At 49.0% G+C, this 26,888-nt stretch carries 24 protein-coding genes and 1 riboswitch; of the genes, 7 read left to right on the top strand and 17 right to left on the bottom strand.

Translation table 11 applies throughout. From position 1 onward, the window contains the following. Position 1: 1 nt before the first annotated feature. The 3 genes from HP399_RS02720 to HP399_RS02710 form a co-directional block, all read right to left on the bottom strand. On the bottom strand, positions 2 to 2,716 hold the full coding sequence (locus HP399_RS02720) for a DUF4855 domain-containing protein (protein WP_173619763.1): 2,715 nt from the start codon (positions 2,714 to 2,716) through the stop codon (positions 2 to 4). A gap of 36 nt (positions 2,717 to 2,752) precedes the next feature. Then, complete coding sequence (locus tag HP399_RS02715; RefSeq protein WP_069851114.1) at positions 2,753 to 3,910, bottom strand: THUMP domain-containing class I SAM-dependent RNA methyltransferase; 1,158 nt, start codon at positions 3,908 to 3,910, stop codon at positions 2,753 to 2,755. Positions 3,911 to 4,106: 196 nt separating this feature from the next. Next, positions 4,107 to 5,201, bottom strand: coding sequence for an RNA-guided endonuclease InsQ/TnpB family protein (locus HP399_RS02710; protein ID WP_173619764.1), 1,095 nt, complete (start codon positions 5,199 to 5,201; stop codon positions 4,107 to 4,109). A 375-nt stretch (positions 5,202 to 5,576) separates the two neighbouring features. Between HP399_RS02710 and HP399_RS02705 the strand changes: the two genes are divergently transcribed. Next, a complete protein-coding gene (locus tag HP399_RS02705; RefSeq protein ID WP_173619765.1) occupies positions 5,577 to 6,383 on the top strand; it encodes an Fpg/Nei family DNA glycosylase in 807 nt (268 codons plus the stop codon). 16 nt (positions 6,384 to 6,399) lie between these two features. Here HP399_RS02705 and HP399_RS02700 read toward each other — a convergent pair whose 3' ends face one another. Then, the gene (locus tag HP399_RS02700) at positions 6,400 to 7,308 is read right to left on the bottom strand and encodes a GNAT family N-acetyltransferase (RefSeq protein WP_173619766.1); all 909 of its coding nucleotides are present in this window, start codon (positions 7,306 to 7,308) and stop codon (positions 6,400 to 6,402) included. A 143-nt stretch (positions 7,309 to 7,451) separates the two neighbouring features. On the opposite strand from HP399_RS02700, the gene HP399_RS02695 reads away from it, so the two are divergent. Further along, positions 7,452 to 7,862, top strand: a complete 411-nt coding sequence (locus tag HP399_RS02695; RefSeq protein WP_173619767.1) for a 2Fe-2S iron-sulfur cluster-binding protein — start codon at positions 7,452 to 7,454, stop codon at positions 7,860 to 7,862. 33 nt (positions 7,863 to 7,895) lie between these two features. After that, positions 7,896 to 8,537, top strand: a complete 642-nt coding sequence (locus HP399_RS02690) for a thiamine diphosphokinase (protein WP_173619768.1) — start codon at positions 7,896 to 7,898, stop codon at positions 8,535 to 8,537. A gap of 84 nt (positions 8,538 to 8,621) precedes the next feature. Here the strand turns inward: HP399_RS02690 and HP399_RS02685 are convergent, their stop codons facing one another. Further along, complete coding sequence (locus HP399_RS02685; protein WP_173619769.1) at positions 8,622 to 9,311, bottom strand: uracil-DNA glycosylase; 690 nt, start codon at positions 9,309 to 9,311, stop codon at positions 8,622 to 8,624. 223 nt (positions 9,312 to 9,534) lie between these two features. Between HP399_RS02685 and HP399_RS02680 the strand changes: the two genes are divergently transcribed. The 3 genes from HP399_RS02680 to HP399_RS02670 all read left to right on the top strand — a co-directional run bounded on the left by HP399_RS02680 (position 9,535) and on the right by HP399_RS02670 (position 11,547). Continuing rightward, complete coding sequence (locus tag HP399_RS02680; protein WP_173619770.1) at positions 9,535 to 10,050, top strand: stalk domain-containing protein; 516 nt, start codon at positions 9,535 to 9,537, stop codon at positions 10,048 to 10,050. 203 nt (positions 10,051 to 10,253) lie between these two features. Next, positions 10,254 to 11,147 (top strand): arylamine N-acetyltransferase, encoded by an 894-nt coding sequence (locus HP399_RS02675; protein WP_173619771.1) that lies wholly within the window; start codon positions 10,254 to 10,256, stop codon positions 11,145 to 11,147. Between the two features lie 76 nt (positions 11,148 to 11,223). Beyond that, complete coding sequence (locus HP399_RS02670) at positions 11,224 to 11,547, top strand: antibiotic biosynthesis monooxygenase family protein (RefSeq protein ID WP_173619772.1); 324 nt, start codon at positions 11,224 to 11,226, stop codon at positions 11,545 to 11,547. Between the two features lie 66 nt (positions 11,548 to 11,613). Here the strand turns inward: HP399_RS02670 and HP399_RS02665 are convergent, their stop codons facing one another. The 4 genes from HP399_RS02665 to HP399_RS02650 form a co-directional block, all read right to left on the bottom strand. After that, the gene (locus HP399_RS02665) at positions 11,614 to 13,068 is read right to left on the bottom strand and encodes a sigma-54 interaction domain-containing protein (RefSeq protein WP_173619773.1); all 1,455 of its coding nucleotides are present in this window, start codon (positions 13,066 to 13,068) and stop codon (positions 11,614 to 11,616) included. 26 nt (positions 13,069 to 13,094) lie between these two features. Further along, positions 13,095 to 14,303: a trans-sulfuration enzyme family protein gene (locus HP399_RS02660; RefSeq protein ID WP_173619774.1), complete on the bottom strand. Its 1,209-nt coding sequence runs from the start codon at positions 14,301 to 14,303 to the stop codon at positions 13,095 to 13,097. 220 nt (positions 14,304 to 14,523) lie between these two features. Beyond that, complete coding sequence (locus tag HP399_RS02655) at positions 14,524 to 16,245, bottom strand: GMC family oxidoreductase (RefSeq protein ID WP_173619775.1); 1,722 nt, start codon at positions 16,243 to 16,245, stop codon at positions 14,524 to 14,526. 14 nt (positions 16,246 to 16,259) lie between these two features. Beyond that, complete coding sequence (locus HP399_RS02650) at positions 16,260 to 17,012, bottom strand: gluconate 2-dehydrogenase subunit 3 family protein (protein WP_173619776.1); 753 nt, start codon at positions 17,010 to 17,012, stop codon at positions 16,260 to 16,262. 147 nt (positions 17,013 to 17,159) lie between these two features. On the opposite strand from HP399_RS02650, the gene HP399_RS02645 reads away from it, so the two are divergent. Next, complete coding sequence (locus HP399_RS02645) at positions 17,160 to 17,855, top strand: hypothetical protein (RefSeq protein WP_173619777.1); 696 nt, start codon at positions 17,160 to 17,162, stop codon at positions 17,853 to 17,855. A gap of 39 nt (positions 17,856 to 17,894) precedes the next feature. On the opposite strand, the gene HP399_RS02640 is transcribed toward HP399_RS02645, so the two are convergent. From HP399_RS02640 to HP399_RS02605, 8 genes are all read right to left on the bottom strand, one after another. Continuing rightward, the gene (locus HP399_RS02640; protein ID WP_173619778.1) at positions 17,895 to 18,743 is read right to left on the bottom strand and encodes an alpha/beta fold hydrolase; all 849 of its coding nucleotides are present in this window, start codon (positions 18,741 to 18,743) and stop codon (positions 17,895 to 17,897) included. A gap of 16 nt (positions 18,744 to 18,759) precedes the next feature. Beyond that, on the bottom strand, positions 18,760 to 19,548 hold the full coding sequence (locus HP399_RS02635; protein ID WP_173619779.1) for an energy-coupling factor transporter transmembrane component T: 789 nt from the start codon (positions 19,546 to 19,548) through the stop codon (positions 18,760 to 18,762). Between the two features lies 1 nt (position 19,549). Continuing rightward, positions 19,550 to 20,365, bottom strand: a complete 816-nt coding sequence (locus HP399_RS02630; protein WP_173619780.1) for an energy-coupling factor ABC transporter ATP-binding protein — start codon at positions 20,363 to 20,365, stop codon at positions 19,550 to 19,552. 125 nt (positions 20,366 to 20,490) lie between these two features. After that, positions 20,491 to 21,387: an energy-coupling factor ABC transporter ATP-binding protein gene (locus HP399_RS02625; protein WP_173619781.1), complete on the bottom strand. Its 897-nt coding sequence runs from the start codon at positions 21,385 to 21,387 to the stop codon at positions 20,491 to 20,493. Next, positions 21,384 to 21,989 carry a QueT transporter family protein gene (locus HP399_RS02620; protein ID WP_173619782.1) on the bottom strand — a complete coding sequence of 202 codons (606 nt, stop codon included), beginning with the start codon at positions 21,987 to 21,989 and terminating at the stop codon, positions 21,384 to 21,386. Before HP399_RS02620 ends, HP399_RS02625 begins: the two co-directional genes overlap by 4 nt. 666 nt (positions 21,990 to 22,655) lie before the next feature. Then, positions 22,656 to 23,990 (bottom strand): APC family permease, encoded by a 1,335-nt coding sequence (locus tag HP399_RS02615; protein ID WP_173619783.1) that lies wholly within the window; start codon positions 23,988 to 23,990, stop codon positions 22,656 to 22,658. 121 nt (positions 23,991 to 24,111) lie between these two features. Next, positions 24,112 to 25,779 carry a glutamine--tRNA ligase/YqeY domain fusion protein gene (locus HP399_RS02610; protein WP_217367747.1) on the bottom strand — a complete coding sequence of 556 codons (1,668 nt, stop codon included), beginning with the start codon at positions 25,777 to 25,779 and terminating at the stop codon, positions 24,112 to 24,114. 79 nt (positions 25,780 to 25,858) lie between these two features. After that, the gene (locus tag HP399_RS02605; protein ID WP_173619784.1) at positions 25,859 to 26,476 is read right to left on the bottom strand and encodes an SET domain-containing protein; all 618 of its coding nucleotides are present in this window, start codon (positions 26,474 to 26,476) and stop codon (positions 25,859 to 25,861) included. Between the two features lie 249 nt (positions 26,477 to 26,725). After that, positions 26,726 to 26,814: riboswitch (cyclic di-GMP riboswitch) on the top strand. Positions 26,815 to 26,888 lie beyond the last annotated feature (74 nt).

The raw sequence follows: 26,888 nt of genomic DNA, 5'->3' as shown, positions 1-26,888 counted from the left end.
ACTACGGCATCTCGCTGCCCTCGAAAAATTCTGTTCTGTCAAAACGACCGCGCATCCACTTGTACGTATCCTCATAGATGGCGCGCTTGACAGGGTCCGTGCTCTTGACAGACTCTAGCAATGTCTTGGAGCCGAAGTAGTAAGCGTGTACGTTGTTTTTATCCATCCCCAGCTTGTGGGTGGCAACTAACTGATTGTAGTAGGTCTGATAAAACTTCGGATCATTGTACATCTTCCAGTCGCCTTCGATCTCGATGTCCATGTCGTACTTGTTGACGACGTCCAGTACCCCTTGAATACGGTCAATTCCTACCGGCTTGTCGCTGTAATAGCTCGGCTGCAGGAATGCCTTATCGAAATAAAGAGATTTCCACTCCGACACTCCCGGTGAACCGAAATACGGAATCCAATAGTATCGCAACGCCTCGTCATGCACCATGCTACCCATGTCACGAATCAGCTGGCGTTCTTTCGGTGCACTATCCTCTACCAGCTCATGGAACCAATAGATTCCTTCCAGCTTCAGATAAGCATATCCTTCCTTGTTCCAGCGCTTCATGAGCTCCTGGAAGTACCATTCCAGTGCAGCTTTGCGGTTCTGATACGCTTGCTCTTCCCCAATTCCCGCAGGGTTGAAGGAAAGGGATGCTTTCTTTTCATCCAGCTGGCCAAAATTGGTCTGACTGGCATTCGGATATGGCAGAGCCAACACGACATTTTCCTGTGTCGGTGTTGAATACAGCGTTCCGCGCAGGCGATTGTATTCCCGCATAGCTTGGTTAAGAGCATCCAGCTGCTTATTCGAACCGAACAAATCATTCATATACTTTGTCCAGCTTTCCTTCGTAGCAGGAATAGTCTGATACGGCAGGAACAGAATCGTATCAAACATCTGGTCACGCATATAACCATCTACGGTGCGGTAGCCAACCATCGGGAGGAAATCCTCTTTGGTCCATGTCCCGAGTTCGCCATGCTCTCCAGTATAAGCGAGCAGCATATTTTCCACACGACGCCCTGCTTGTTTGGCTTCTTCCAGCTTTGCCGGGTTTGGTGGCGGCAGCAAGACAGCGCCATTGTTCCACTCGCTATCCGTTTTTGCCCATACCTCCAGCTGGCGAGCGAACGTAAATACTTTCACCGGGAAGGATACCCGGACATAGCGAGTGTTGACGTCAGGCAAGGTCACGCTCAACGTGCGTGTAACCAGCTTGTCCTCTTTGGCGGAAACATCGTGAACGGCTCTTCCCGCATACGACCACACTTTCCCGTCGCGAGATACCTCGACTTCCATGTATTCTGGCATCGTGATGCCTGAAGTCTTCTGCTGCTTAAACGTCAGCGCAACTCTCTCCAATGGCTTCGCCTCGTCGAGCTCAACGGTCACCTTGCGCCCAAACTGACGGTGGTATCCCGTCCAGTCTTCTGTAGGCGTAACAAGCCCCCCTACTGGACCTGGATACTGCTTCTCCAGCTCTTGGAAATACGAGTCTGGCGCTCCAAAAGTAGTAACCGCTGTATAACTGCCTGGTGCGATATTGACCAGTTCGTCCTTCTTTGCTGGCTCCTCCGACTCTTCCTTTGGATCAGCAGGCTTCGTTGCATCCGTTTCTGTTGTACCTTTGTCTGCTTCTGGTTTTTCTCCCTCTACTACCGTCTTGCTTTCATCTACTTTCGTTGCCGAGTCATTGGACGAAGTCACCGGTGCAGTCTTTGGCGTGTCCTCTGCCTTTTCGACAGCTGGCTTACCAGCGTCCTTGATCTCAACCGGAATTGTCGTCGTTTTGTAGCCGACTGTCACCGTGAGATTCCCTTTTCCCGCAGTGGGGCCAGCAACAAAGGTTCCGTCAGCTAAAATGGTTCCCAGCTCGGGACGATCAAAAGCGAAAATAGGTGTAAACGGCAGCTCATCACCGTTGATACTGTTTACCTTCAAGCGTTGGCTCGTGCCAGCAGCCAAACTCAGCCGCTCTACATCTACCTTGTATTTCACCTGTTCTGCTTGCTGGTAGCGTGCATCCAAGACGCGCTCAGCGATCACAGCAGCCTCCGCACGCGTGACGGTTCCTGTCGGATTAAACTTGCCGCCAGCACCTTGCATCCAGCGCTGATTCGTTACTTCTTCCACGGCCGTTTTGGCGTAGTCTGCGATTTCTTCTTCATCGCTGTATGCAACAGGAATCTGACCTGCCACTTTGGTCACAGAGCCCTCTTTCATCAAACGAGACAGCATGACAGCCAGCTCTTGTCGTGTAAGCGGGTCTAGAGCACCCATGGCATGCTCACTTCTGCCGTTCATCACACCCAACTCAGAGAGTCCATATACGTACGGTGCATAAGGACTTTCCAATGGCACATCTTCAAAAGCTGCATCCTCGATTTCTGTTGGTTGAAGACCGATTACTTTTGTCAAAAGCACCGCAATATCCTGTCGAGAAATCGTGTTTTGTGGGTTGAAGCGGTTTTCTCCCTGACCACTGATCATATGAAGGGCTGCAAGTCTGTTTACGGCTTTACTGGCGTAGCTGTTGCCCAAATCTGTAAACTCCGTGTACGCTTCTTCTTGTTTTTTGAACTGATCTTCCAGCTTCTTGGTGTCTACCGCCGGTTTCTCTGGCTCTGTCGCAGCATGAGTCAACGGCGTGCTTTGGACCAGTAATGTAGTCGCTGCCAATAAAGCAACCAGCATTCTGCTCCCGAATCGTTTCTTGCTCATTGCATTTTCTCCTCCAATTATGCCCCTTCTTTATGTTTATTCGGTCGGGGTAACCATTGGCCCGCGCGGCGGTCTAGGTCCGAAAAACTGATAGTAATCTACCTTGATATTTCCGTTGTAGAGCTTGCGCTTTTTGCTTGCTGTACGACCAAAATGCTCCTCAAACTGTTCGTCGGACGTAATTACGTAGAATGACCACGTATCCATGGCAGCAAAGGTTTCCCCCATTTCGCCATACATCTTGGCAACCTGCTTCCATTCTCCCAAGCGCTCCCCATAAGGTGGGTTGCAAATCAAGTAGCCGTACTTGCGCTTGGTTCGCACATCCCGCACATCCATACGCTGAAAATGAATCAGGTCATCTACACCAGCCTCAGTCGCGTTGTGGCGGGCAATTTTCAGAATCTCGTCATCCATATCTGTCCCGATAATCTCCAGCTTTTGATCATAGCGCGCCAAATCATGGGTTTCTGCGCGAGCTTCACGCCAAGCTGTTTTCGGAATGATAGGCCACGTCTCAGAAACGAATTCCCGGTTCATTCCCGGAGCGATGTTTTGTCCAATCAACGCCGCCTCAATCGGAAGTGTACCCGATCCACAGAATGGGTCCATGAATACCCGATCAGGCTTCCAGCGAGACAGCATAATCATCGCCGCAGCCATGGTTTCCTTCAGTGGCGCTTGTCCGATCAATTCCCGGTAGCCGCGCTTGTGCAGGCCCGGTCCTGACGTATCAATCGTCAGCGTCGCCACATCCTTGAGAAGTGCCACCTCGATCTTGTACAGTGGCCCTTGCTCATCGAACCACTCACGCTTGTAGGTCTTTTTCAGACTTTCTACGACTGCTTTTTTCACGATCGCTTGGCAATCCGGCACACTGAACAAGGTAGATTTGACCGATTTCCCTTCCACAGGAAACGTCCCGTCCTCTGTGATCCAATCAGCCCATGGCAGTGCTTTTGTCTGTTCAAACAGCTCGTCAAACGTAGTCGCTTTGAACTCCCCTATCTTTAGACGCACGCGGTCGGCAGTTCGTAACCACAAATTTGTGCGGGGAATTGCAGAAATATCTGCGGTGAACGTTACCTTGCCGTTTTCCACCTGTACCGGCCCGTAACCGAGGGCCTTTACCTCTTCTGCTACTACTGATTCCAAACCAAAAGTCGCCGTAGCGATCAATTCTACTTTTTGCATTATGTAATCTCCTGTCCGTCCAATAATCCTTCGGGCAATGCCCTCATCCTACTACCTTACATATTATATTACCCCATTTACGAATAGCGTTGGTAATCTTGTGTGAACCTCTCTCCAATGGTTGGAGAGATTCTCGTTTCATTAAGCTGACTATTGCCTCGCTCTCCACGAAGGCTAGTTCCTAGCCTAGGCTTTTTTACGATAAGTTGTGAAGTTGTTGTAATGCCCGCTTGAGGATGTTTTTGGCTGCATTTACATCCCTATCACATTCCAAGCCACAGAAAGGACAATGATGTGTCCGCACAGCTAATGTTTTCTTTACGATTTCATCACAACTTGAGCATAGTTGACTTGTGTTTCGTGGATCAACTAGCATCACACGCTTACCAGCTCTTTCAGCCTTGTAAGTGGTGAACTGTACAAGTTGATTCCATCCCGCGTCAGCAATACTTTTTGAAAAGTGATGATTTTTTATCATATTTGTTATTTCCAGACATTCAAAGGCGATCAAATCATAGCCATTGACCAATTTGCTTGACACCTGATGGGCGTTATTGTTACGTTGATTCGCAACATACTCATACTGCTTAGCAAGGAGTGCAACAATTTTTTGGCGGCGAGTTGACCCTTTCTTTCGTCTGGATAAGATACGGTGCAGCTTTTTTAGTTGTCGCTCGCTCCTACGCAAATACTTCGGTGCATCATAAAAGTAACCATCCGATGTGATGGCCAAATGTTGTAAACCCAGATCAACACCGACCCATCTCCCTGTTGTTTGTATTTGCGTTTCAACTTCGCAAGATAAACAAACATAGTACCTTCCGTTTTTAGCGATGACTGTACATGTTTTAATTGTACCCTGCACTTGGCGATGAAGTTTGACGCGGACTAATCCAATTTTTGATAAATATATGTGGTTGCCTTCGAGAGAAAAACCTGTTTGTGGATACGTAAAGCTGTGATAGCGATTCATCCCCTTGAACCGAGGAAATCCAGCCTTTTCTCCATGCTTCAAACGTCTGAAAAATGCTTGATAAGCTTTATCCAGACGTTCGACTACATTCTGTAGGACCTGTGAATGAACACTATTATACTCTTTACATACCTTTTTTAATGAGGGCAACTCTTTTTTTTGAGAGTAGAACGTCAGAGATACGCCAAACTTTTTGTACGCTATGATTCGCTGTTCAAGCAGAGCATTATAGAGCCAACGACAATACATCAGCGTTTCGCTAATTTTTTCTAGTTGCTCTTTGGTGGGTTCAATACGGAACTTATAAGTTCGTAGCATTACAAGTCTCCTTCCTTAGTTTTTCTATGTACTTCCGAAGCACATATTCTGAGAAAAGAACCAATGGTTTTTATATAAAAATTATTGTTCCAAATCTAACCTCCCCATAGTTTTACAATATCCAAAGAAGGAACTTTTGGATGAACAAAAGGTGAATGTGGTCTTGCTCACCTCCTTCCATCATAATAACTTCACCTCTTTTTCTTGCGATTTCCAGAAAATATCCTTAAGGCAATGATCTATCTACCTATTAGATTACCGTCCGTGAATCCTAAATTCAAAAGACCCATCACCGAAAAACAGTGACGGGTACAGCATGTGGATCATCCATATGGGAAATCCTACGAAAAACTTTGCATACGGGAGGGAGTCAGCGTGCCAGAATTACCTGAGATGGAGACCTATCGCCGACTGCTACAGGAGAAAATCGGTAGCGGAACGATTACAGCCGCACACGTTCAGCGGGAAAAAACGATCAATCTGCCGCCTGCGGAATTTGCTCGTCTTTTGCAAGGCAATCGCCTGACACTTGTCGACCGACGTGGCAAGCATCTGCTCTTCCATCTGGAAAGTGGACATGTCCTGCTGCTTCACCTAATGCTCGGCGGCTTTCTATACCTAGGCTCTGCGGAAGACAAGCTAAAGCGAACCGCCCAAGTAACTCTTGCCTTTGGAGAACGCATTTTATATTTTCACGGCCTCCGTTTGGGCTACCTGCATTTACTCACCAACGTTCAGATCGACGAAAGACTGGCTCCACTCGGTCCCGAGCCATTGGACCCGCTGTTTATCTTTACCCGATTTACGGAGCTGCTCACTGACAAACGCAGTGTCCTCAAAACAGCATTAGTCAATCAGCATTGGCTGGCGGGCATCGGCAACTGCTATGCGGACGAAATCTGCTTTCATGCCGCCATCCTGCCTACCCGGACGATCCCGACACTTTCTTTCGAGGATCAAAAACGACTGTATCATTCCATGCAAACCGTGCTTAAAGAAGCGATTCGATTCGGCGGTTACATGCAGCCGCTCTTTTCTGGCGATTCCCTGACAGGTGGCTTCGATGAGCGCTGCCAGGTGTACGATCGCGGCGGAGAGCCTTGCCCGCGCTGTGGACAGCCTATCGAAAAGAGCGAGCTCTCCTCCCGCAAAGTATTCGCCTGCACGAACTGCCAGCATTGACAGACGTTTTCACTCCCTAGACGACAGGAGTCTTTGCGGCTTCCATCTGCTTAATCATAAACACCTGCTCCGTCTCGGAAGGACCAAATCCCGACGCTTGTAGTATTTCAACAAGCAAGGTATCAGCCGCGCGCAAATTAAACGTAGACCGGCGGCAATCGTGCTCAAGTGGCCCATACACATGCGCGAGTGCGGTTTTCAAAATGTCTTGTGCATCAGGATGCTCTGACTGTGCTACACATTGACGCAGCACGATCCCACTCACTTTGCCTTCTTCGTTTACTAAACACTTGTACATCGCATAGCCGACCGCCTGACCCTCTCTGTCTTCTACGAGCAGAGCCTGCGCATCTCGCAAGCTCAGCCAGTAATTTTGCCACGGGACATCGGTCACGTAAAACGGCACCAAGGCAGCTTCTGGGGCCAAAATGCTCCGAACCCGATAATCAGCCTGCACATTTGTCTGAAAGGCATTCTCCGCCAGCGGTCCACTCTGCTGCAAAAACAACAAACGATCCACGACGTCATAACCTTTTTGCTCATACAAGGCAATCGCTTTGGTATTTTGACTCAATGCCTCCAAGGTGGCTACTTCCACCCCTGCTTCCCGGTACAAATCCAATGTCGCCTCAATCAGTTGCTTTCCTACTCCTTGTCGACGATATTCCGTGGCGACACCCGTTCCACCATTCCACGCGACTTTTCGCCCTGCAATGGTCCTCATCCCGCTGGCCACTACGCCAATCGGCTCCGTACCGTCAAAAGCAACCACAGACAGGGATGGCACGTATCCTTCGCCCCCCAGTCGCTGGACAAGCATTTCTTCCGTCATCGTAAACTCGATAAAATAGCCTTCAAATCCTCTGTTCCACGCTTTGGTCACTTCTGCAAAGGTACAGTCGCTCATCCGTTTGATGGTAATCACGGTATCACCTTCCTAGTTTTTGATAAAATTATTTTAATCGATAAAATCTAAAAATTCAATCATCTCCATGCACTTTCTCTAGCTTTGTCACCCACATGCCTGACATGGTAATATGAAAAAAATCACTTACTCGGGAGGTTCCTATGCGCAAACAGCTTACGGTCGGCTCGCTCATTCCTGGACGATCTGACGTACAGATGTCGAGTCCAGCTCCCGTTCCCGTGCATACGTATACGTCGTTGAAAAAAACAGAAATGAGCCCGGCTCGCCCCAAATCAGAGCAGAAGCTCGTACAGGTGAAGCAACGCTCACAAACGATGCCAGTCCGATACACTCCCTCTCAGACACTTTTACAAGCTGCGCTCACGCAAGATCAACCCATCGCGTACAAATGCCAACAAGGGCATTGCGGCAAGTGCAGTGTACAGATCGTAGCTGGTGCATCATTACTCGACACCCCAACCGGACAGGAAAAAGCAAAGCTGGGAGAAAAACTCGCTACAGGCTATCGCCTCGCTTGTCAGAGCACATTTCGATCTTCGATTCCTACATAGAGGATATTTATAAAAGAAAAAGGTGGCCGTAGCATGAATCCTACACGCATCCTACTATTCGCTGGAGGCAATCTGGGCAACTGGGCGATCCAAGAGATTCGCGAAAATGACTGGCTCGTCGGCGTTGACAGAGGTGCCTTATTCCTCGTTCGCAACGGTCTTGTGCCAAGATTGTCGATCGGGGACTTTGATTCTGTCAGCTCCGAGGAAATGGCAGAAATCGAAAGCCACAGTATGCACGTCTCCTCCTGCGATCCCGTTATGAAAGATTTAACCGATACAGAGATGGCCCTTACTTGGGCAATCGAGCAGCAGCCCGAGGAAATTGTGCTGCTCGGTGTGCTCGGCTCTCGTTTTGACCATATGCTGGCAAACGTACACTTGCTGAACAAAGCATTGCAGACGGGCACCAACTGCCGTATCCTCGATGAGACCAATGAAATCCGTCTGATTGACCGCCACAGTACGATAGAGCAGAATCATTTTGATCATATCTCTCTGCTGCCTTTTACACCGGAAGTCACAGGGATTACCTTAACCGGATTCCTCTATCCGTTGAAAGACGCCACCCTGCGGATCGGTGACACGCTTGGCATCAGCAATCTACTAACGGAACAGACTGGAACGATCACGATTCAAACGGGCAAGCTGCTCGTTGTCAAAAGCAAAGACTAATCGTTAGAAAAAGAAAGGATCTCCTTTGCATGATGCAAAACAATGGAGATCCTTTTCCTTTTACCTGCACAAATCAAATGCAGACTACTCTTCCTCTACCTGCATCGGCAACTGCCAATCAATCTCTTGAAGCCCGCGCGAACACAAAAATTCATTGGTCCGCGAAAAAGGACGACTGCCAAAAAAGCCGCGATTCGCCGAAAACGGGCTCGGATGCGGGGAGGCGATGACGAAATGCTTGTTTCGATCAATGAATGCCGCCTTCTCCTGCGCATGCTTTCCCCACAGGATGAAAACGAGTGGAGTCTCCCGGTCGTTCAACAAATGAATAATTCGATCCGTAAACGTCTCCCACCCAATGTCCTTGTGCGAATTCGGAGTGCCGCGACGAACCGTCAGAACGGTGTTCAGCATCATGACGCCTTGCTTTGCCCAATGGTTCAGGTAACCATGCTGGGGAATTTCAAAACCGACATCGCTTTTCAACTCTTTGTAAATGTTGACCAGAGACGGCGGAGGCTTGATTCCCGGCTTGACCGAAAAGCTCAATCCATGTGCTTGTCCCGGTCCGTGATACGGATCCTGCCCCAAAATTACAACCTTTGCATTCTGATATTCAGTCAGGTGCAGCGCTGTGAATATATGATACATATCTGGGTAGATTGTCTGCGTCTGATACTCTTCCTTCAACGTCTGACGAAGCTTTACATAATAGGACTTCTCGAATTCATCGGCCAATACGGGGGCCCAGTCATTTTGCAATATGGTAGTCATGTTCCTCACCTTGTCCGCTGTTTTTTTCTACCTTACCACAAACCTTTCAATCACTGAACCACTGATTCGAGAACTAGGACCATTCTGATTTAGTCCTATCTTTCTCATGATTCCTAGTCTTTGTTTCCTAGTACCCTCGTTTGATAGCTTTTATCCTATGATCTTTGACATAATGATTGCTGGGAAGATTTAGACAAAAGAGAAAGGGAGAGGGTTTCACATCATGAAATGGGACATCAAGTCATTTTTAGGGGGCATTGTTGTAGGTTCGGTGCTCTTTTCCGGAATTGCCATTGCAGCACCCGCTTTTCCAGACGCGGAAGAAGGAATGAAAACACCGTTCACCTACTACTTTGACGGGTTGCCGAAATCACCAAGCAGCGACGTACAAGGCATCATGTACAAAAACTCCGTCTATGTGCCAATCCGCTTCGTAGCAGAGAACCTGAACAAACCGGTCATTTACGACGCGAGAACCAAATCGATTTTCATCGGTAAAATTCCAACAGCAAAAATGTACTCCAAAATGGAAGCGATCGAGCTGGTGAAAAAGAAATTCGCTGGCAAACTCTCGCCGACACATGTAGTCGAGTACGCTCACGACGACGAAAAAGGTCACTATGTCATTCAGGTGTACCAAACAGTCGTAAACAACTTCCAATCTGGCGACAGCTACACCAGTACGTATGGCTGGTTCGTAGTGAACCCGAATACCGGGGAAATTAAGTCGTTGTTATAATTTCTTCTGCACTTATCTATTCGTACGAAAAAGACAGCGGACTAGGGACCCGCTAGCACCGGAGGATATCCTTCCGGTGCCTTTTTTATTTTCTGGAAAAATTTAGATTGATCACCACTTGTCCCATGTGATAAGATCTCCCTACCGAAACTTAACAGACATTTTTATTTACTATTTATTTTATATAAGGAGTGAACTTGTTTATGTCTACCTTACCGAACTGGGCGAGTTTATACCTTCAACGTTTACAGCTAGATCACAAGTCTCCTAACCTCTCTTATCTTAGTGAGCTCTGTCGCGCGCATCTGCAGACCTTCCCTTATGAAAATGTAAGCAAGCTGCTCTTCTTCCGTGACGGAAAACATGTGGCACCGACCCCTGAGGAATATGTGCACAATGCGATCCACCATCATTTTGGCGGCACATGCTATACCACTAATCACAGCTTTCTCGCGCTACTTCGCTCCCTTGGCTTCTTCGGTCACCTCATCTTGCCAGGCGGTGGACATACTGCCATCCTGATCGACGGTCCGAACACAGGAGAGACACCCGTCTATGTGGATACGGGGGCTACCGCTCCTATCTTTGAGCCGATTCATTTTCTGGAAGACGGGAACCATTCCAGGCCTTTTGGCACTGTTTCGATGGAATTGACCAAAAGTCCCGATCATCCTGAACACTATCGCTTTACGCGGTATGAAAACGGAAAAGTGGCAATTCCTCCGTGGGATTTTCATCCGAATGAACGAAAAGAACTGTCCGACTTGTCGGAAGTCATCCGCTCCTCTTTTTTACCAGACGCCTTATTTTTGAATCGACTTCACATTCATCGTTTTCAGCTAGAGCAAGATCGCTTCGTGGTCCTCAAAAACAACACTCTCCACATCGGTTATTCAGATGGCACAGACCAGATAACACCACTCCACACTGTCTCTGATATAGAAGCTGCCGTAGCCGATGAAATGCAATTGCCACTTCTCCCTGTTCGCGAGGCGGTAGAAATCTTGCTCGAACGTGGTATTGATATTTTCTCTGCCCCCAAGAAAGAAAAAGTCCCACGTGAAAACGAAGCTCTCGATCGTCCTACCATTTGCTAATATCTGGTTGACAATGATAATATTTCTCAATAATATGGAAAAGTAGGGAAATGGTATATAAGGAGTGTCGCACTTCATGATGATGGAAATAAAAACATACGTCGTCCAGGAAGGTCATTCTGACAAAATCGTACAAGGCTTTAGCGAGCCTGGTGCTGTTGAGAAGGCTCCTGGTTTTGTAGATTTGAGCGTGCTGGTACAGAAGCCACGCAAAGGTGAAGAAGAAGTAGTCGTCATAATCCGCTGGGAATCAAAAGAAGCGTGGAAGCAGTGGGAGCTGAGTGATGTTCATCTGGCAGGTCACCGCGAAGCGCGCGAAGAAAAAACTCCTGAGTGGTACATTAGCGGCAATACCGGCCATTACGAGCTGAAAGCGAAAAAAGAACCGCAGTCTTCGTAAATACAAACAAACCAGCCCGGACCTCGGAAAACTCCGATCAATCCAGGCTGGTTTTTTATTTTCCCTCTATCCTTTTTCCAATCCGTACTTCTCCATCTTCCGGTACAAGGTCGACAAGCTGATTTGCAGCTCATTGGCAATCGCGGCTTTGTCCTGTCTATACTTGCCTGCGTTCAAGTAGCGCTGGAGAATGGAGCGTTCATAATCTGCCACCAGCTTTTCCAATCCCAAATCGCTGCCTACTGTCGTCGGTTCATCCTCGAACAACAAATACTCAGGAAGCTCCTCGTTGCCGATGACTTGCCCCTCCACCATGTTGACCATATACTCGACGGCATTTTCCAGCTGACGAATATTTCCCGGCCACTCGTATGCCTGTAGTCGTTGGACGAGTTGGGCTTCGAGCTCCAGCCTGCCTTTTTGCAGCAATGTCCCGTACCGATACAGAAAATGCTTCAGGTAAAGCGCGATATCCGCCGTGCGTTCACGTAACGGCTTTAACCGCAAGGGAATGACGTTGAGTCGATAATACAAATCCTCGCGAAATGTCCCTTCCCTGACCATGCTCTCCAAATCTCTGTGTGTAGCCGCAATGACACGTACATCGACACCCAGCGTTTTTACGCCGCCTACCCGATCTACTGTTTTCTCCTGTAGGACGCGCAACAGCTTGGGCTGGAGGGACAACGGAATATCTCCTACTTCGTCCAGAAAAATCGTTCCCTTGTGGGCCAATTCAAATTTCCCCGGCTTCCCTTCGCGTCTGGAGCCCGTGAATGCACCGCCTTCGTACCCGAACAACTCGCTTTCTAACAAGGTCTCGGGAATCGCCGCGCAATTGATTGCCACAAATGGCTGTCTGCTGCGCCCACTCTCGCAGTGAATGGCTTTTGCCAACAGCTCCTTGCCCGTTCCGCTCTCGCCCCGGATCAAGACAGTGGAAATGCTGTTCGTCACTTTTTTCGCTTTGGCAATCACATCGCGCAAGCCTGATTCTGCCCCAATCAGCTGGGCGAAATACACCGGATGAACCGAGGCCTGCGGCATTTCCTCTTGAATGTTACAACTCTTCTCCCGTTCCGCATCCAGCTCTAGCAGCTTGTGCTCAATCAAGGAGCTTGTATGCTGCAAAAACGGCATCCATTTTTCCGAATGGTGCAGCATTTTTTCTTTTTGCTCGGGGGAAAAGCCGATAATTCCGATGACCCCTACCGTCTTCTCCCGTTTGTGCACCGGAAATCCAATCGTCGCCAGCTCTCGGCATTGCTGCAAAAACTTGCAATTGCCGCACTCCGACTCGTTCTTTTTCATGTCAAAAATCATTCCCGGCTGTCCGGTTTGCAGGATCATTCGGAAAAACGATCCCTCCGGCGCAGGCAATCCAATCAACTCCTGATAGTAGCCGGTTCCGCTCACACGTATCCCTTGTTCATCCAGGATGGTGACATCGAGTCCCAGTACCTTGGAAATATTGTCGGCGTACGATTGAATGAAATCCTCAATCCGGGAAAACTCTGTCATGCCCAATCCTCCAGTTTCACGTTCCTTTATCCCCTAGACGCTGCCGCCATTGGCAGGCTAGCTAGCGCCTGCTCCAAATCCACGATGATATCCTCCACATCCTCCAAGCCAGTCGATAAGCGAATCAGACCGTCCGTAATGTTGAACTTGATCCGCTCAGAGGCAGGAATCGAGGAATGCGTCATCGAGGCAGGATGCTGTACCAGTGTCTCGGGATCTCCTAAACTAAACGATATCATAGCCAAGTGCAGAGCGTTAATGAAAGATTTGGCTGCCTCATAGCCGCCCTTTACTTCAAAGGAAACGATCCCGCCCATTCCGGCCATTTGCCGTTTAGCCAGCTCATACTGTGGATGCGAAGGCAGACCAGGGTAGTAGACGTGCGAGATTGCAGGGTGCTGCGCCAAAAACTCCGCCACTGCCTGCGCGTTTTTCCCATGCTGTCTGACACGCAAGCCGAGCGTTTTCAGCCCACGTAAGATCAAGAAAGCATCCCAAGCATTCAAATTTTGTCCCAAGTCTCCCATGACGTTTTTGCGCATGAATTGGATATGTTCCTGCTTCCCGACGATGAAGCCCGCGATGACATCGCCATGTCCGTTCAAATATTTGGTGGCGCTATGCACGACGACATCCGCCCCTAGCTCAAGTGGTCGCTGCAAATACGGCGTTAAGAAGGTATTGTCGACGATTACTACAATGCCATGTGCGTGCGCCAAACGTGACAACGCCGAGATATCTAAAACAGTCAGACACGGGTTCGAGGGTGTTTCGATGTACAGAACTTTTGTGTTCGGCAAAAAAGCTCTCTCGACAGCCTGCAAATCAGTGCAATCGACGAAGTCTGTCGCAATGCCATAACGTGGGGCCATCGTTGTAAGAAACTTGTAGCTCCCCCCGTACACATCTCGCGTACACACGACATGATCACCCTGCTTCAAAAAGGCGAGCAAAGCTCCAGAAATAGCTGCCATCCCACTGCTTACGCCCAAGGCAGCTTCGCCATTTTCCAATGCGGCGATTTTTTGCTCCAAGGTGGTGATGGTAGGGTTGCCGTATCTTCCGTAGTATGTTCCTTCCCGCTCGCCAGCCACGCACGCCGCTGCGGAGTCTGCATCTGGAAACGCGTAGGCCACAGCGGGCACCACCGCGGATACAACTGCTCCTGTTTTTTGGCAAGGCGTTTGTGCGGTATGAATAATGGAGGTGTCCATCTTCCACTTGTTTGTCGTCATTTCTCGTCTCTCCCTTTGGATTTTGCTGTTACCAAAGCATGTAGCAAGGAACATGCCAAGATGAGAAACCGCATCATTCCAGTGCTTTTCGCTTTTTGCACTCATAGACATTCGCAATCGTGCAAATGAACTTTTTCAGATCCACGCCAAAAAAGCCGTTAGTTGCCCTAACGACTTTTCGCATAGTTGCAATTGTGTTTTGCATAACTAAAAAAACAGCTTATACGAGCATGCCGCCAGCGCTTTTCCTGTATTTCAAAATGCCTTCTGCTGCTCGATAGGAGAGAGCACCCATCGTTCCTGTCGGGTTGTAGCCGCTATTGTGCGCAAAGGCAGAAGCACCGACGACAAATACGTTCTCCGCATCCCACATCTGCAAGTAGTTGTTAACTGCCGACGTTTCTGGAGAGGCTCCCATGATGACGCCACCTGTATTGTGCGTCGATTGGTATGGTGTGATATCGTAAGGTCCGAGCTTGCGGTTGATTTCGAGCTTCTCGTTCGCACCCATTTCTTTCACAATTTCCGCGCACTTATCTGCACAAAAAGCCGCCAGCTCCCTGTCCTGATCGACGAAATCATACGTAATACGCATCAACGGATCACCAAATGCGTCCTTGTATGTCGGGTCCAGATCAAGGAAATGCTGTCGAAATGGCATCGAAGCTCCTTGGGCGCCTACGGATATGAACCGATTCGTATATTTGATCGATGCAGCCTTGAAATCCTTGCCCCAGCTAGGCGTTTCCGGTGGCACCTTGTTCGTCCCGATTGGTCGGAAGCCGGTTTGTGTGACAGCGATATTCGCCCCATGGATAAATTTCAAATCGGCGTGATCGAAGTTATCACCATTGTAGTCATCCAAACACATTCCCAACGAGCCTGCGCCTGCAAAATTGTTAAACTCCTTGTCGTCGAAGAAGCCGACCGCGCCTCCTCTCATGACCTGGTAGGCGTAGTTTTTTCCGATTACGCCTTTTCCCGTTGCTGGATCATACGGTTTCCCCAGCTTGGACATGAGCAAGATTCGCGCGTTGTTGAATACATAACTGGTCATCACCACAATATCGGCGGGCTGTTCGAATTCCTCCCCTGTCGTGACATCCGTATACAAGACGCCTGTCGCCTTGTTCCCTGTATGTAAAATTCTGCGGACATGGGAATGCGTGCGAATTTCAAACTTCCCTGTCTTCTTCGCTACCGGGATCACCGTCACCACTGGATCGGCTTTTGCTCCGTACTCGCAACCAAACCTTTCACAGAAGCCACAGTACTGACAAGCTGCCCGAGCCACCCCGTCTGGATTGGTATACGCTTGCGAGAGATTTGCTGATGGAAGGATGTATGGATGCAGGTTTTTCTTTTTCGCCGCATCCGCAAACATTTTCATACTCGGTGTAGTACGCATCGGAGGTACCGGATAAGGACCGGAGCGTTTTCCCCCCAATGGATTCTCCTCGCCTGCGATTCCCGCCATCTTTTCAAACTTATCGAAGTATGGCTCCAGTTGATCGTAGGTAATGCCCCAATCCTGGATCGTCATTCCCTCTGGAATTTTCTTTGCCCCATACCGTTCAATCGTCTTGGAGCGAATTTCGAAATCATACGGCAGGAAGCGGAAGGTCTGTCCGTTCCAGTGGATACCAGCTCCCCCGAGTCCTGTCCCGATCAAAAAGGAACCGTATGACCGCATGGGAAGCGCGCGAACGTTCATTTGACTGCGGAACGTAATCGTTTCCTTGGACAAATCTTGCATCATCTCGTAACGAAGAGCGTAACGCAATTCATCGTGTACCATGAAGTAGTCTTCCGTTTTGCGCTCCTTGCCTCGCTCTAGACCCACTACTGTCAAACCTTGCTTGGTTAGCTCAGAAGCAATAATGCCTCCTCCCCAGCCCACCCCCACGATCACGACGTCAACCTTGGGCAGCTTTTTGGCCATATGTACAGTCCCCCTTAATGTTGTTGATGATCCCGCAGACTTAAGGGAGCCATCTTCACAAACTCAGGCTTATCGATCAGCTGTGTATACGCCATCTGATTACCTGGGAAATTCTTCATTTTCCAGCCTTCCATATTTTTATTGCCTCCGTACAGAGGGTCTGCATAAACGCCTTCGATCGTACTCGCCCGCAGCATATTGAAAAAAGTGCTCGCCGAAATGGTCGTCAATTTTACTTCATCGGTTTCAAAGGCCTTTAAAACTGCGTCCTGCTGCTCCGCCGGAAGTTCATAAAACCGTTTTCCGTGGGTACTGTTGCTATAGTTGTTCATCTCTTGAAGGCCGATATCGAATATTTCCCTACGTTTCAACCTGCCTTGATAGCCCTGTGTGATCTCACCCGGAAAAAAGGGCGCTTGCATGTATTCTCGAGCATTAAAGCCCCAATCACCCGCTAGCTGGTGGTCAATGAAATAAGCGGCACCGAGTGCCTTCGCGCCCGGACCCAGCTCATCCTCAGGATAAATGCGCTCACAAGCGGCATCCGCCACCTTAAATTGCTCAGGCGTAAAAAACATGAGCGCCTGATTGTAATCGGCCGCAGGGGGCGGTGCTGCTGGCTGCACCGGAGGTTCCGGTTTGCGGAGCAAGCTCCCTGCCACGCCACCCACGACCAAGCTACCGAGCACCAGGCCGGAGTTTTTCAAGAAGTTCCTTCGGGATACTGGCTGCTCCTTCACGTTGTTTGAATCTGCCAAATCTACCACCTCCAGTGATTTCCTTCCTTTGGTTTGTGCAATTTTTCCACAAGATAATCGTGTTCAACAGAAATTTTTCCAAGATGCTCCACTCATAACTTCATGCAGTGAACAAAGGATAAGTTTATCTAGGTAGGAAGACTTGGAGGGATCGTGATGAAGCACTTCCACACATGGGCTGGAACCGTAGGTTTAGGGACTGTACTTCTAATGACAGCTTGTATGAATCAGGCTGCTCAGCCTACGAAGCCACATCCGCCAGCACGTACACAGTCCATTGCACAAGCTCCAAAAGGCGCAACGGTTATTCCAAGCGTAGATCTCAATAAGAAATTCACGACAAACGCGCACGGTCATACGTATAGCGGGATGGGCAATGCTCTCTATAGCTCCATGGGCAGCTCACACCTACACACGGGTGGTCCTTCCACAAAGCTGGAGGCCCAATTGAAGGCAGCGGGCGTTCACGGTGTCCAGGCGTTGATTGTGAATGATGCCATCTACTTGGCCCCTTCTACTGCCAATGCGCAATCGATCAATCAAATGGACCCGATGCAGTCCCATCTCATCAGCAATTACTCCGGTAGCTCCAGTCGAGGACATGATGCCGCCCATACAAAATCAGGGAGCGGAACCGCAGGGACATTGGGTACGAGCGATCATCAGAGCACATTCGCACAAGCACGCTCCCAAATCGAGCGTATCTATGGAACGGATACACCCGTAAAGGTCGTGAGCTCGAAAAAAGGCATCAAAGCGCTAGAAACGGTGAAAAAGCACACGAGGGATCAAAAGGATCAGCAAGCCATGGCAGAACAGTTAAACGTGCTCATACGCGAAGCGAAGCGGTAAACAAAGAAAAAGGGACAAGCATACTCGCTTGTCCCTTCCTTATTTCGATAAAAAATCATGGATTTCGTTCACTGTCTCTTGCGGGTGCGTCACCATCAGCAAATGTTGTGCCTCCGGTATCATTTTCACCTTGGCCTGCTTCACAATCCTCTGGTAATTGGCGACTGCCTGTCGATGAAACTGCTGCTCTTCCTTTGACAATAAGCTGTCGTCAGCAAGCAGTAATAGCACGGGGCATGTCAGCTGTTGGAACAATTCCGGTTGGCTATAGACGCTGTACTCTTGGAAATAGGCCGAGAACGCCTCCCTCGGCAAACGGTATCCGTAGCTGCCGTCTTCCCTTTTCAAAAGCTCGTCTTGCATCCAGCCTTCTGGCATCACTCTCGTACCATACCGCTCTGCGAACTGCCTTTCCGCTTCCTCTACGGAAGTAAACCGCGTGGTAGCCAGCCGCTCAACAACCTTCTCCCTATTGAACCCGGGCACTTCTCCCAAGGAATAATAGCCTCCATCCAGCAATACGAGCGAAGCTACTCGCTTGGGCTCGCGAATCGCAAGCATCTGGGCAGGCACAGCGGAAAAGGAGGCTGCGACAATCGTCACTTGTTCGAGCTGTTCTTTCTCCAAGAGTTGAATCAAATCCGTCACGATTTGCTCAAACGAAAAGGAACCCTGGCTCACAGAATTCCCATGACCACGGATATCTACCGCAATCACCCGATATCGCTCAGCCAATGCTGGCAGGATGGGCGCAAACAGTAGCTTGGTGTTGCGAATGCTATGCAAAAGTAGCAGTGCAGGTGCATGTGGCTTTCCAGTGACGCCGTACTCCAGCGTGCCCCCTACTACCTGCAAACGATTGACATGCGAAAACAAAGCTTCGTTCATTTTGCCTGCCTCCTTACTAAATACGCCCCGGAATCAGCACGCCAATATGATCTGGATGTAACCTGGCGATGTAAAACAGTGCTGCGACGATACATACACCAGCCACTAGTGTGAGTACTTCTGTTTTTTTCCACCGTTTGCTGCGGTAAAACCGATGCTGACTGTTACGCATGCGAAAGCCTTTGGCATCCAATGCATTGGCGATCAGTTGTACACGCTTGAGTGAGTTGAAGATGAGCGGTACGAGCAAGTAGCTGTACTTCCTGATGCGTTCTGGAACATTTCCTTCGCTCGTCGACATCCCTCGTACCATCTGCGCTTCCCGAATGATCGCCAAATCATTTTTGACGAGGGGAATAAAGCGAAAAATGAGCGAGAGCAAATAGCTGATCGAAAACGGAACGCCAATCCCGCGAAGTCCCATCGCTATTTCTCTGGGCGAAGTTGTAAACATATAGTACATCGATAATAACGCGACATTTGCCAGTCGAAGTCCCATTCCCAATGCCCATAAGACACCGACATCCGTGATTTGCACGGGATAGTGGATCAACGGAATGGTGCTGCTCCAGTACGGAGTGCCTACATTGGTAAAAGGGAGCCACGTAATCACAGCAAAGCACGAACCGATTCCACCAACCAATACGTACGCCTTAATCATGGAGCGCTCCCAGCCCAGCTTGGCAATCAATGCGATGTTTATCGCCAACAGAACAATTAACGCACGTGGGTCCTGGAATAAAAAAGGGAGTAAGCCCAGCAGCACGAATACAAGCAGCGCGTAGCTCGGATGGGCATTCTTCATCTTAGATCCCCTCCCCCAGCAGCTGTTTTTTCATCGCTGTTAGCGTGAGTGGAATGGGGTCATGGACATCCACTGCTTTCCCGAAACGATAAATGGCAGGCGCTTCTACTTGGGCAGCAGCTAATACTTGTGGCTGCGAAAAAACGTGTTGTGGGTCCCCGTCGCATAGCAGCTTTCCTTTATGCATAACGATCACTCGCTGGGCGTATTCCGCTACCAAACGCATATCATGCGTGATGACGATGATCGTATGACCTTCCGCGTGCAAATGCCGCACCAGCTCCATCATTTCTTGCATGCCTCGGTAATCGAGACCGGTCGTAGGTTCGTCCAGCACGATCACTTGCGGCTTCATCGCCAAAATCGAAGCCACCGCAATCTTTTGCCGCGTGCCTTTGCTCGAAAAATGGGGCTCTTCTTCGCCCTTGTCGGATAATCCCACTGCTGCCAACGCCTCCGCGACAGCTTGCTCTATTTTTCCAGGCGGCCAGCCCATGTTTTTGGGCCCAAATGCTACCTCCGCCTTTATGGTCGAATGAAAGATTTGGTGATCAGGATTTTGATAGCAGTACGCCACGATTCTCGATAGTTGGGCAACGCTCATCGTCTTGGTATCGAGACCATTCACTTTGACGGTACCCTGTGTCGGCTTGTATAGACCGTTACAATGCTTGGCCAACGTCGTTTTACCGGAACCGTTTCCCCCGATGATCGCGACGAATTCTCCCTGCTTCAATTGGAGCGAAACGCCATGCAGCACCGGCTTTTCCTTTTCATAGCCATACCAGACCTCATCGAACTCAATGACGACACTCACATGCTTCCCTCCCGAACGAGCTGTGCTTCCTGGTAGTGGTTGTTCAAAAAATCGTCTTTTGATCACGAAGCAACTCTGAATGCTTTGTCACATCGAAAGTGACGTTCACCTTCGATGTCCGGTGCTCATGTAGGTGCCCCTACACTCCGCTCCTCCCTCTTCAGCTTCTCGTCACTTTCTCGGTGCTGAAAAGTCGATTTTTTGAACTCGCAATTGTAGTGGAGTGCCAGCTCCTCAACAGTCAGAGGCACACCAGCAGAGGACGCCGACATGACGCCTTCCTGGCATAGCATGTGATAGAGTCGGATGACATCCGGGACCAATATGCCATGCTCGTCCAACACGTCCACTTGAGCAAAAAATTGGCGAGTCGGCTGGTCCAATACGATTTTCCCCTCGGCAATCAGAATCATTCGGTCGCAAAAGGCCGCAAGCTCTTCTGTCGCATGGGACGATACCACAATCGTCATTTCTTTTTCCTGCTTCAGCCGTGCAAGAAGCGAGAAGACCTCCCGCGCTCCCACCGGGTCCAGCTCGGAAGTAGGCTCATCCAATATGAGCATCTGCGGACTGTGGGAAAGAGCGGATGCAATTGCCACCCGCTGCTTTTCTCCCCCCGATAGCTCAAGAGGTGACCGATCAGCAAAGCCGTTTAATCCGATCAGATCGAGTACCTCTGCCATTCTTTTTTCAATTCGCTCGTCCGACCACCCGACATTCTCAAGCGAGAAGGCAAGTTCCTCTTCTACAGTCAGCCCGATGAACTGGGTTTCCGGGTCCTGAAAGACGATGCCTTGCTCGCTTGTGGACTCGACACTCCCCACGAAATGTCCACCGTAGTTAGATGGAATCAGACCTGACATCGTCAATAGCAGTGTCGTTTTCCCTGCGGCAGCAGGTCCGACTACGCCGACTACTTCCCCTGGATAAAGAGCCAGATGAATGTCAGTTAGCGCAGGCAGTGCTCCCTCTTCATAGTGCCAATAGACTCCGTTTACTCGCAGCAATGGTTCTGTTTTCACCTTGCGATCCTGCTTTCATTCCCGAGATAGTTGAATTCCTGCAAGGGACGGCCCCGATAAAGTCCAGAGCGCTTCACGAATGGGTACAACAGCTTCAAGAGGATTGGTCCCAGAATCGCGGTTGAAATGGCTTGGTTCAAGAACACGGTTGGGATGTACCAGACCGCCACTTCTTTTGGTGTTAGACCCAGTGCCACGTTAATCAAAATCGCGCACGCTACCACAATCGAGCTGATCATGACAACAAACACGATATATTGAAGAACGCTGCGTTTTGTTTTCAGTGCAGGGTGACTCACAGCAAGCAACCCGATAAAACCACCCATAAAATTAGAAAAGAAACCGACCGCGATCGCATGAGGCGGTGCGCTTCCGGTTAACAAATCACTGACCATATTTCCAAAGGCAAGACCAATGCATCCCGGCAAGCCGAATAACATGCCAAATACGGGCTGAAGGGCATTGGCCGGACGGATCGGTACGGAAGGAATGAGCTTGATATTGGCAAGCATAATAATGGCAACAGTGTAGAGCGCGGCAGTGACGACAATCAGGACGTAATCTACCGTCGTCCACTTCCGCCGGAACAGATTTGAGAGCATCAGAATAACCCCTCCTTGTGTCAAGTGTTAATGTTTGGAATATTCCTGTAGCCAGTTTACTCTCTCTTTTCTGGATCGTCTAGAAGAGGGTGGGTAAAACATCACATTGATCTGGCTGTAGTGGTGGGGAGGAAACAGGAGAAAACGCTCAGCTTCTAGGGCCACCCCCTGGGGGATTGACTGCCCGACTCCATGCAAAAAGCGAAACCGCGTCCAAAGTGGTCGGTTCAGGATGTGTTTCAGAGGTGGACGCTTAAGGGCGTGTTTCGCTTTTTGCATTCCGTCTCGGTCGGTGTCCCTAAGATCTTCGCTGTTTTCTCCTGTTTCCTCTGCGAGCTGTTTGCTGTTCTCTTGCTTTGATTAGGGAGAATCAAAATCAATAAAAAGAGAGAGAATCATTGTTCTCTCCCATCCTGAATTCACTTTCAAATATTGTTACCAAAGCCACGTATGAAGAAGTGCATTTCCAGTCCAAGCGCCTCTGGAGCCCAACCTAGCTCCGGAATAAATGGCGGGGAATTTCAGCTTCACTTATGGAATCCTTCTTCGAAAATTCTACGTTTGAAGCGCTCCCGCCATTTATTCTGGAGCGGACAGTCAATCCCTCTTGCGGGGCGGAGGCCGAAGCGAAGACTGGAAATGCACTTCTTCTCCACGACAGCCACTCTACTCCTCAAACTTCACCATTTCCAAATTGGTTTTCTTGACCTTTACCAAGTACAACAAATAGATCAAGCCGACAAAGGTCCAGAGCAAGCCAAGCATCATGGACGTTGCTTCCAGGTTGACCCATAGAAAGGCGATGAACGTTGTCCCGATGAATGGAGACAACACGAAGCCCCACCAATCCTTGATATGCTTGTTCTTTTGTTTGCGGAAATAGTATGCCATTACGCTGATGTTCACAAAGCTAAAGGCGATCAGAGCGCCGAAGTTAATAAAGGAAGTTGCCGTTAACAAATCCATATACAAAGCGAGCAGCATCAACGCTCCGACCAGCAGGACGTTAAGCAAGGGAGTTCTCAGCTTTGGATGTACATAACCGAACCAGCGTCGCGGCAAAAATCCATCTCGTCCCATTGCGTACAATAAGCGCGTTACGCTCGTGACAGATACGAGCCCGGATGCTAGTGTCGAAGACAACGCTGCCGCTAAAAACACCAATTGAAAGATCGTCCCACCTATAAACAAAGCAATCTCCGCAGAGGCCGCTTCTGGATCAGACAATACCGAAACATCAGGAAATAATGATTGCATGAAATAAGATGCCGTAATAAACAACGCTCCTCCTGCGATTGCTACGAGCATAATCCCGCGAGGAATCGTCTTTTTTGCATCGACGGTTTCCTCCGTTAGCGTGGTTACTGCATCAAAGCCAAGGAAGGAAAAGCAAAGAATCGACGCACCAGAAAGCAGTGCAATGACAGACATATCCGGTGACACAAATGGACGCAGGTTGAATACTTGCCCAAGCCCGTCACCTTGCATCAGACCACGGATTGCCAATCCCGCAAATAACACGACGACCACGACTTGAAACAGCACCAGAATCGAGTTAACGGATGCGGTTACCGTTACGCGAAATACGTTTAACCCCGTCACCAATACAATGAAACCAATAATCCACCACGCGGTCGACACGTCAGGAAACACGGATGATAGGTATACTCCCGTCAACAAGGCGTTAATCATCGGTAAAAATAAATAATCCAACAAGGACGCCCATCCTACCAAAAATCCTGCATAGGGATGAATCGTTTGTTGCGTATACGTATATGCGGTCCCTGCTGAAGGGAATAGCCGTACCATCTTTCCGTAGCTTGCCGCCGTAAACAGGATCGCAAGAAGTGTGACTGCATAAGCAGCAGGAACGTGCCCCCCCGTATCTCCAGAAACAATGCCAAAGGTGTCAAAAACGGCCATCGGGGCCATGTAGCCCAGTCCAATTACGACAATATGTCGCAACTTCAAACTACGTGTTAGTTCTGCTTTCCCGTTCACTGCCTGTCCCCCTTTTTGTAACAGAATAATTATACACGCTGATTTATAATCACGAAAGAAAAAAGCACTGCTGCACACGGGTTCTCCATGCACAGCAGCGCTTGATTTATATGGGTATTTCCTATGCTTTTGGCAGTTCAAAGGAACTCTTCAACGATACAATCCGGTTGAATACGAGCTTATCATCTGTCGTATGCTTCGAATCGACATTGAAATAGCCATGACGGAAAAATTGATACTTGTCTTGTGGCTTGGTTTCTTTCATATTTGGCTCCACATAGCCTTGCAGCACTTCCAACGAATTCGGGTTAACGTTGTCGAGGAATGTGCCCTCTGCGTCTTCATCATCCATAATCAACGGCTCGTACAGACGGAATTCAGCAGGAACTGCATTGGTTGCATCCACCCAGTGGATCGTACCTTTTACCTTGCGACCTGTAAAACCGCTGCCGCTCTTCGTCTCAGGGTCATACGTGCAATGGATCTCGATCACGTTGCCATCTGCATCCTTCACGATGTCATTGCACTTAATGAAGTACGCGTGCTTCAGACGCACTTCATTTCCCGGGAACAGGCGGAAATACTTGCTCGGCGGGTTTTCCATGAAGTCATCCTGCTCAATGTAGATTTCGCGGGAGAACGGAATTTGACGATTGCCCATCTCTGGGTTCTCTGGATTGATCTCCGCTTCGAGCATCTCGACTTGTCCTTCCGGATAGTTCGTGATGACGACCTTCAACGGATTCAAAACAGCCATCGTACGTGGTGCCTTCAGTTTCAGGTCCTCACGGATGAAATACTCCAGCATTTTCTCGTCAACCGTGCTGTTAGCGCGCGCTACCCCTACTTCACGAGCGAATGTACGAATCGCTTCTGGTGTATAGCCGCGACGACGGAAGCCTGCGATGGTTGGCATGCGCGGGTCATCCCAGCCGTCTACTACATTCTCATCGACAAGCTGTTTCAGCTTGCGTTTACTCATAACGGTGTTGGTCAGGTTCAAGCGAGCAAATTCGTACTGGCGTGGTACTTTCTCCATTTCGCACTCGCGGACTACCCAGTCATACAACGGACGATGATCTTCGAATTCCAGTGAGCACAGGGAGTGTGTCACGCCCTCAATGGCATCCTCCAACGGATGAGCGAAGTCGTACATCGGATAGATGCACCATTTGTCTCCCGTGTTGTGATGCGTTGCATGGGAGATTCGATACAGAACCGGATCACGCATGTTGAAGTTCTGAGAAGCCATATCGATTTTCGCACGCAGCACCTTTTCTCCGTCCTTGAATTCCCCTTGGCGCATCCGTGCAAACAGATCCAGGTTTTCCTCCACAGATCGATTGCGGAACGGACTATCTGTGCCTGGCTCTGTCCATGTTCCACGCATTTTACGCATGTCTTCGGGAGACAGATCGTCTACGTAAGCCAAACCTTTTTTAATCAACAGCACCGCACGGTTGTACATCTCTTCAAAGTAATCAGATGCAAAAAACAACCCGTCCCATTCGAAGCCCAGCCATTGAACGTCCCTTTTAATGGCCTCTACGTATTCGATGTCTTCCTTTACCGGATTGGTATCGTCAAATCGAAGGTTGGCCTTGCCGGAAAATTCACGTGCCAACTCAAAGTTGAGGCAGATTGCTTTTGCATGTCCAATATGAAGATACCCGTTCGGTTCTGGGGGAAAGCGGGTAATGATTTCCTTTACTTTGCCCTCTTGCAAGTCATCAATCATGATATTGCGGATAAAATTGGATGCCGCTACCTTGTTTTCCAATGAAATCAACCTTTCACTTCACCTTTACATTCCATAATACTGATTCTCTACTCAGAGTTCAACAAAATCGGGTCGTTGACCGACCCGCTCACGTCTTCCATTGCTGCCTCGTTTGCCATTGTGACCTGCAATACAGATGAATGACAGAATCAATGGCTAAGCGCTGCTCCGTGATCCCACGAATCGTTTCGAGATGCTTCGGGGAAATCAGATGCAGCAAAGGCTGTTCAACATGATTGAAACGTTGGAATGCTTCCGCAGCAATCCGATCCCACTGCGGGTAATACCGAAGCAAGTCATCGGGCATTACGCGGGAGCGGTCCGTGTCGGACTCGGGCAAACAATCAAAAGGTTCATCCAGATTCAACGTCCCATAATCATCAGTCAACTCTTCACCCGGCAAAACATCCCGTGCAGCCAATTCCAGATCATACATGGTCGGCACACAATTCGCATGAAAGCTGTGGTTCACGTACCTTGCCTTATCCCAACAAAGAATGTACTTTCCGAACTGGTTCTTAAAGGAGTATTTTTGCACGTCCTGTTTTCGTAATGAGTCAAGTCTTTCCACAAATACAGGGTCCAATACCTGGTCCAAATTATCCTGTGCCCATACAATCGTTCCTTTTGGGATAAACTTTGTCGCAAACACACCGTACCCGATCTCATCGTTGATATAGCGCAATTCTGTATCGGGATGCATCATGGTCTTTGTTTCACTCCTTGGCGAATGTGCCTTTTTATCATCATAAGCAGTTTTGCCCCAGGAGGTGTGTGAATGTCTGCGAAAAACAACCTTCCCCATAACATTTCTCACTATTTTTCTGGATTAAAATATTTTTTCTTATTTACCACAAATGGTAAATAGTCTATATTATTGGCAAACGGAGTTTTAGGAACATTTTCCCACAACGATCGAATCAGTATATGTGTCAATTTTCTACTTCATCCATTGATATCGAAACGGCATACCCGGGGAAATCCGGCGACGCAAAGCTACAGGGGCTACCTCCGCAACAGCGGACACGCTTGCCAGCTACCGAAGTATTGATGTAGGACGAGACCAATGATCCTATATCATTGGTCTTTTTTTGCGCTCATAATGTCTATTTTTGTCT

The organism is Brevibacillus sp. DP1.3A (assembly GCF_013284245.2).
In the GTDB taxonomy this organism is placed as follows: domain Bacteria; phylum Bacillota; class Bacilli; order Brevibacillales; family Brevibacillaceae; genus Brevibacillus.
Note: the sequence above shows the minus strand (reverse complement) of the source record. Positions and strands in the feature narration are given on the sequence as shown.

What these genes read in the sequence shown, in the direction of transcription:
- HP399_RS02720 (WP_173619763.1), bottom strand. Translation starts at nt 2,716, where the DNA reads ATGAGCAAGAAACGATTCGGGAGCAGAATGCTGGTTGCTTTATTGGCA.
- HP399_RS02715 (WP_069851114.1), bottom strand. Translation starts at nt 3,910, where the DNA reads ATGCAAAAAGTAGAATTGATCGCTACGGCGACTTTTGGTTTGGAATCA.
- HP399_RS02710 (WP_173619764.1), bottom strand. Translation starts at nt 5,201, where the DNA reads ATGCTACGAACTTATAAGTTCCGTATTGAACCCACCAAAGAGCAACTA.
- HP399_RS02695 (WP_173619767.1), top strand. Translation starts at nt 7,452, where the DNA reads ATGCGCAAACAGCTTACGGTCGGCTCGCTCATTCCTGGACGATCTGAC.
- HP399_RS02690 (WP_173619768.1), top strand. Translation starts at nt 7,896, where the DNA reads ATGAATCCTACACGCATCCTACTATTCGCTGGAGGCAATCTGGGCAAC.
- HP399_RS02685 (WP_173619769.1), bottom strand. Translation starts at nt 9,311, where the DNA reads ATGACTACCATATTGCAAAATGACTGGGCCCCCGTATTGGCCGATGAA.
- HP399_RS02680 (WP_173619770.1), top strand. Translation starts at nt 9,535, where the DNA reads ATGAAATGGGACATCAAGTCATTTTTAGGGGGCATTGTTGTAGGTTCG.
- HP399_RS02675 (WP_173619771.1), top strand. Translation starts at nt 10,254, where the DNA reads ATGTCTACCTTACCGAACTGGGCGAGTTTATACCTTCAACGTTTACAG.
- HP399_RS02670 (WP_173619772.1), top strand. Translation starts at nt 11,224, where the DNA reads ATGATGATGGAAATAAAAACATACGTCGTCCAGGAAGGTCATTCTGAC.
- HP399_RS02665 (WP_173619773.1), bottom strand. Translation starts at nt 13,068, where the DNA reads ATGACAGAGTTTTCCCGGATTGAGGATTTCATTCAATCGTACGCCGAC.
- HP399_RS02660 (WP_173619774.1), bottom strand. Translation starts at nt 14,303, where the DNA reads ATGACGACAAACAAGTGGAAGATGGACACCTCCATTATTCATACCGCA.
- HP399_RS02655 (WP_173619775.1), bottom strand. Translation starts at nt 16,245, where the DNA reads ATGGCCAAAAAGCTGCCCAAGGTTGACGTCGTGATCGTGGGGGTGGGC.
- HP399_RS02645 (WP_173619777.1), top strand. Translation starts at nt 17,160, where the DNA reads ATGAAGCACTTCCACACATGGGCTGGAACCGTAGGTTTAGGGACTGTA.
- HP399_RS02640 (WP_173619778.1), bottom strand. Translation starts at nt 18,743, where the DNA reads ATGAACGAAGCTTTGTTTTCGCATGTCAATCGTTTGCAGGTAGTAGGG.
- HP399_RS02635 (WP_173619779.1), bottom strand. Translation starts at nt 19,548, where the DNA reads ATGAAGAATGCCCATCCGAGCTACGCGCTGCTTGTATTCGTGCTGCTG.
- HP399_RS02620 (WP_173619782.1), bottom strand. Translation starts at nt 21,989, where the DNA reads ATGCTCTCAAATCTGTTCCGGCGGAAGTGGACGACGGTAGATTACGTC.
- HP399_RS02605 (WP_173619784.1), bottom strand. Translation starts at nt 26,476, where the DNA reads ATGATGCATCCCGATACAGAATTGCGCTATATCAACGATGAGATCGGG.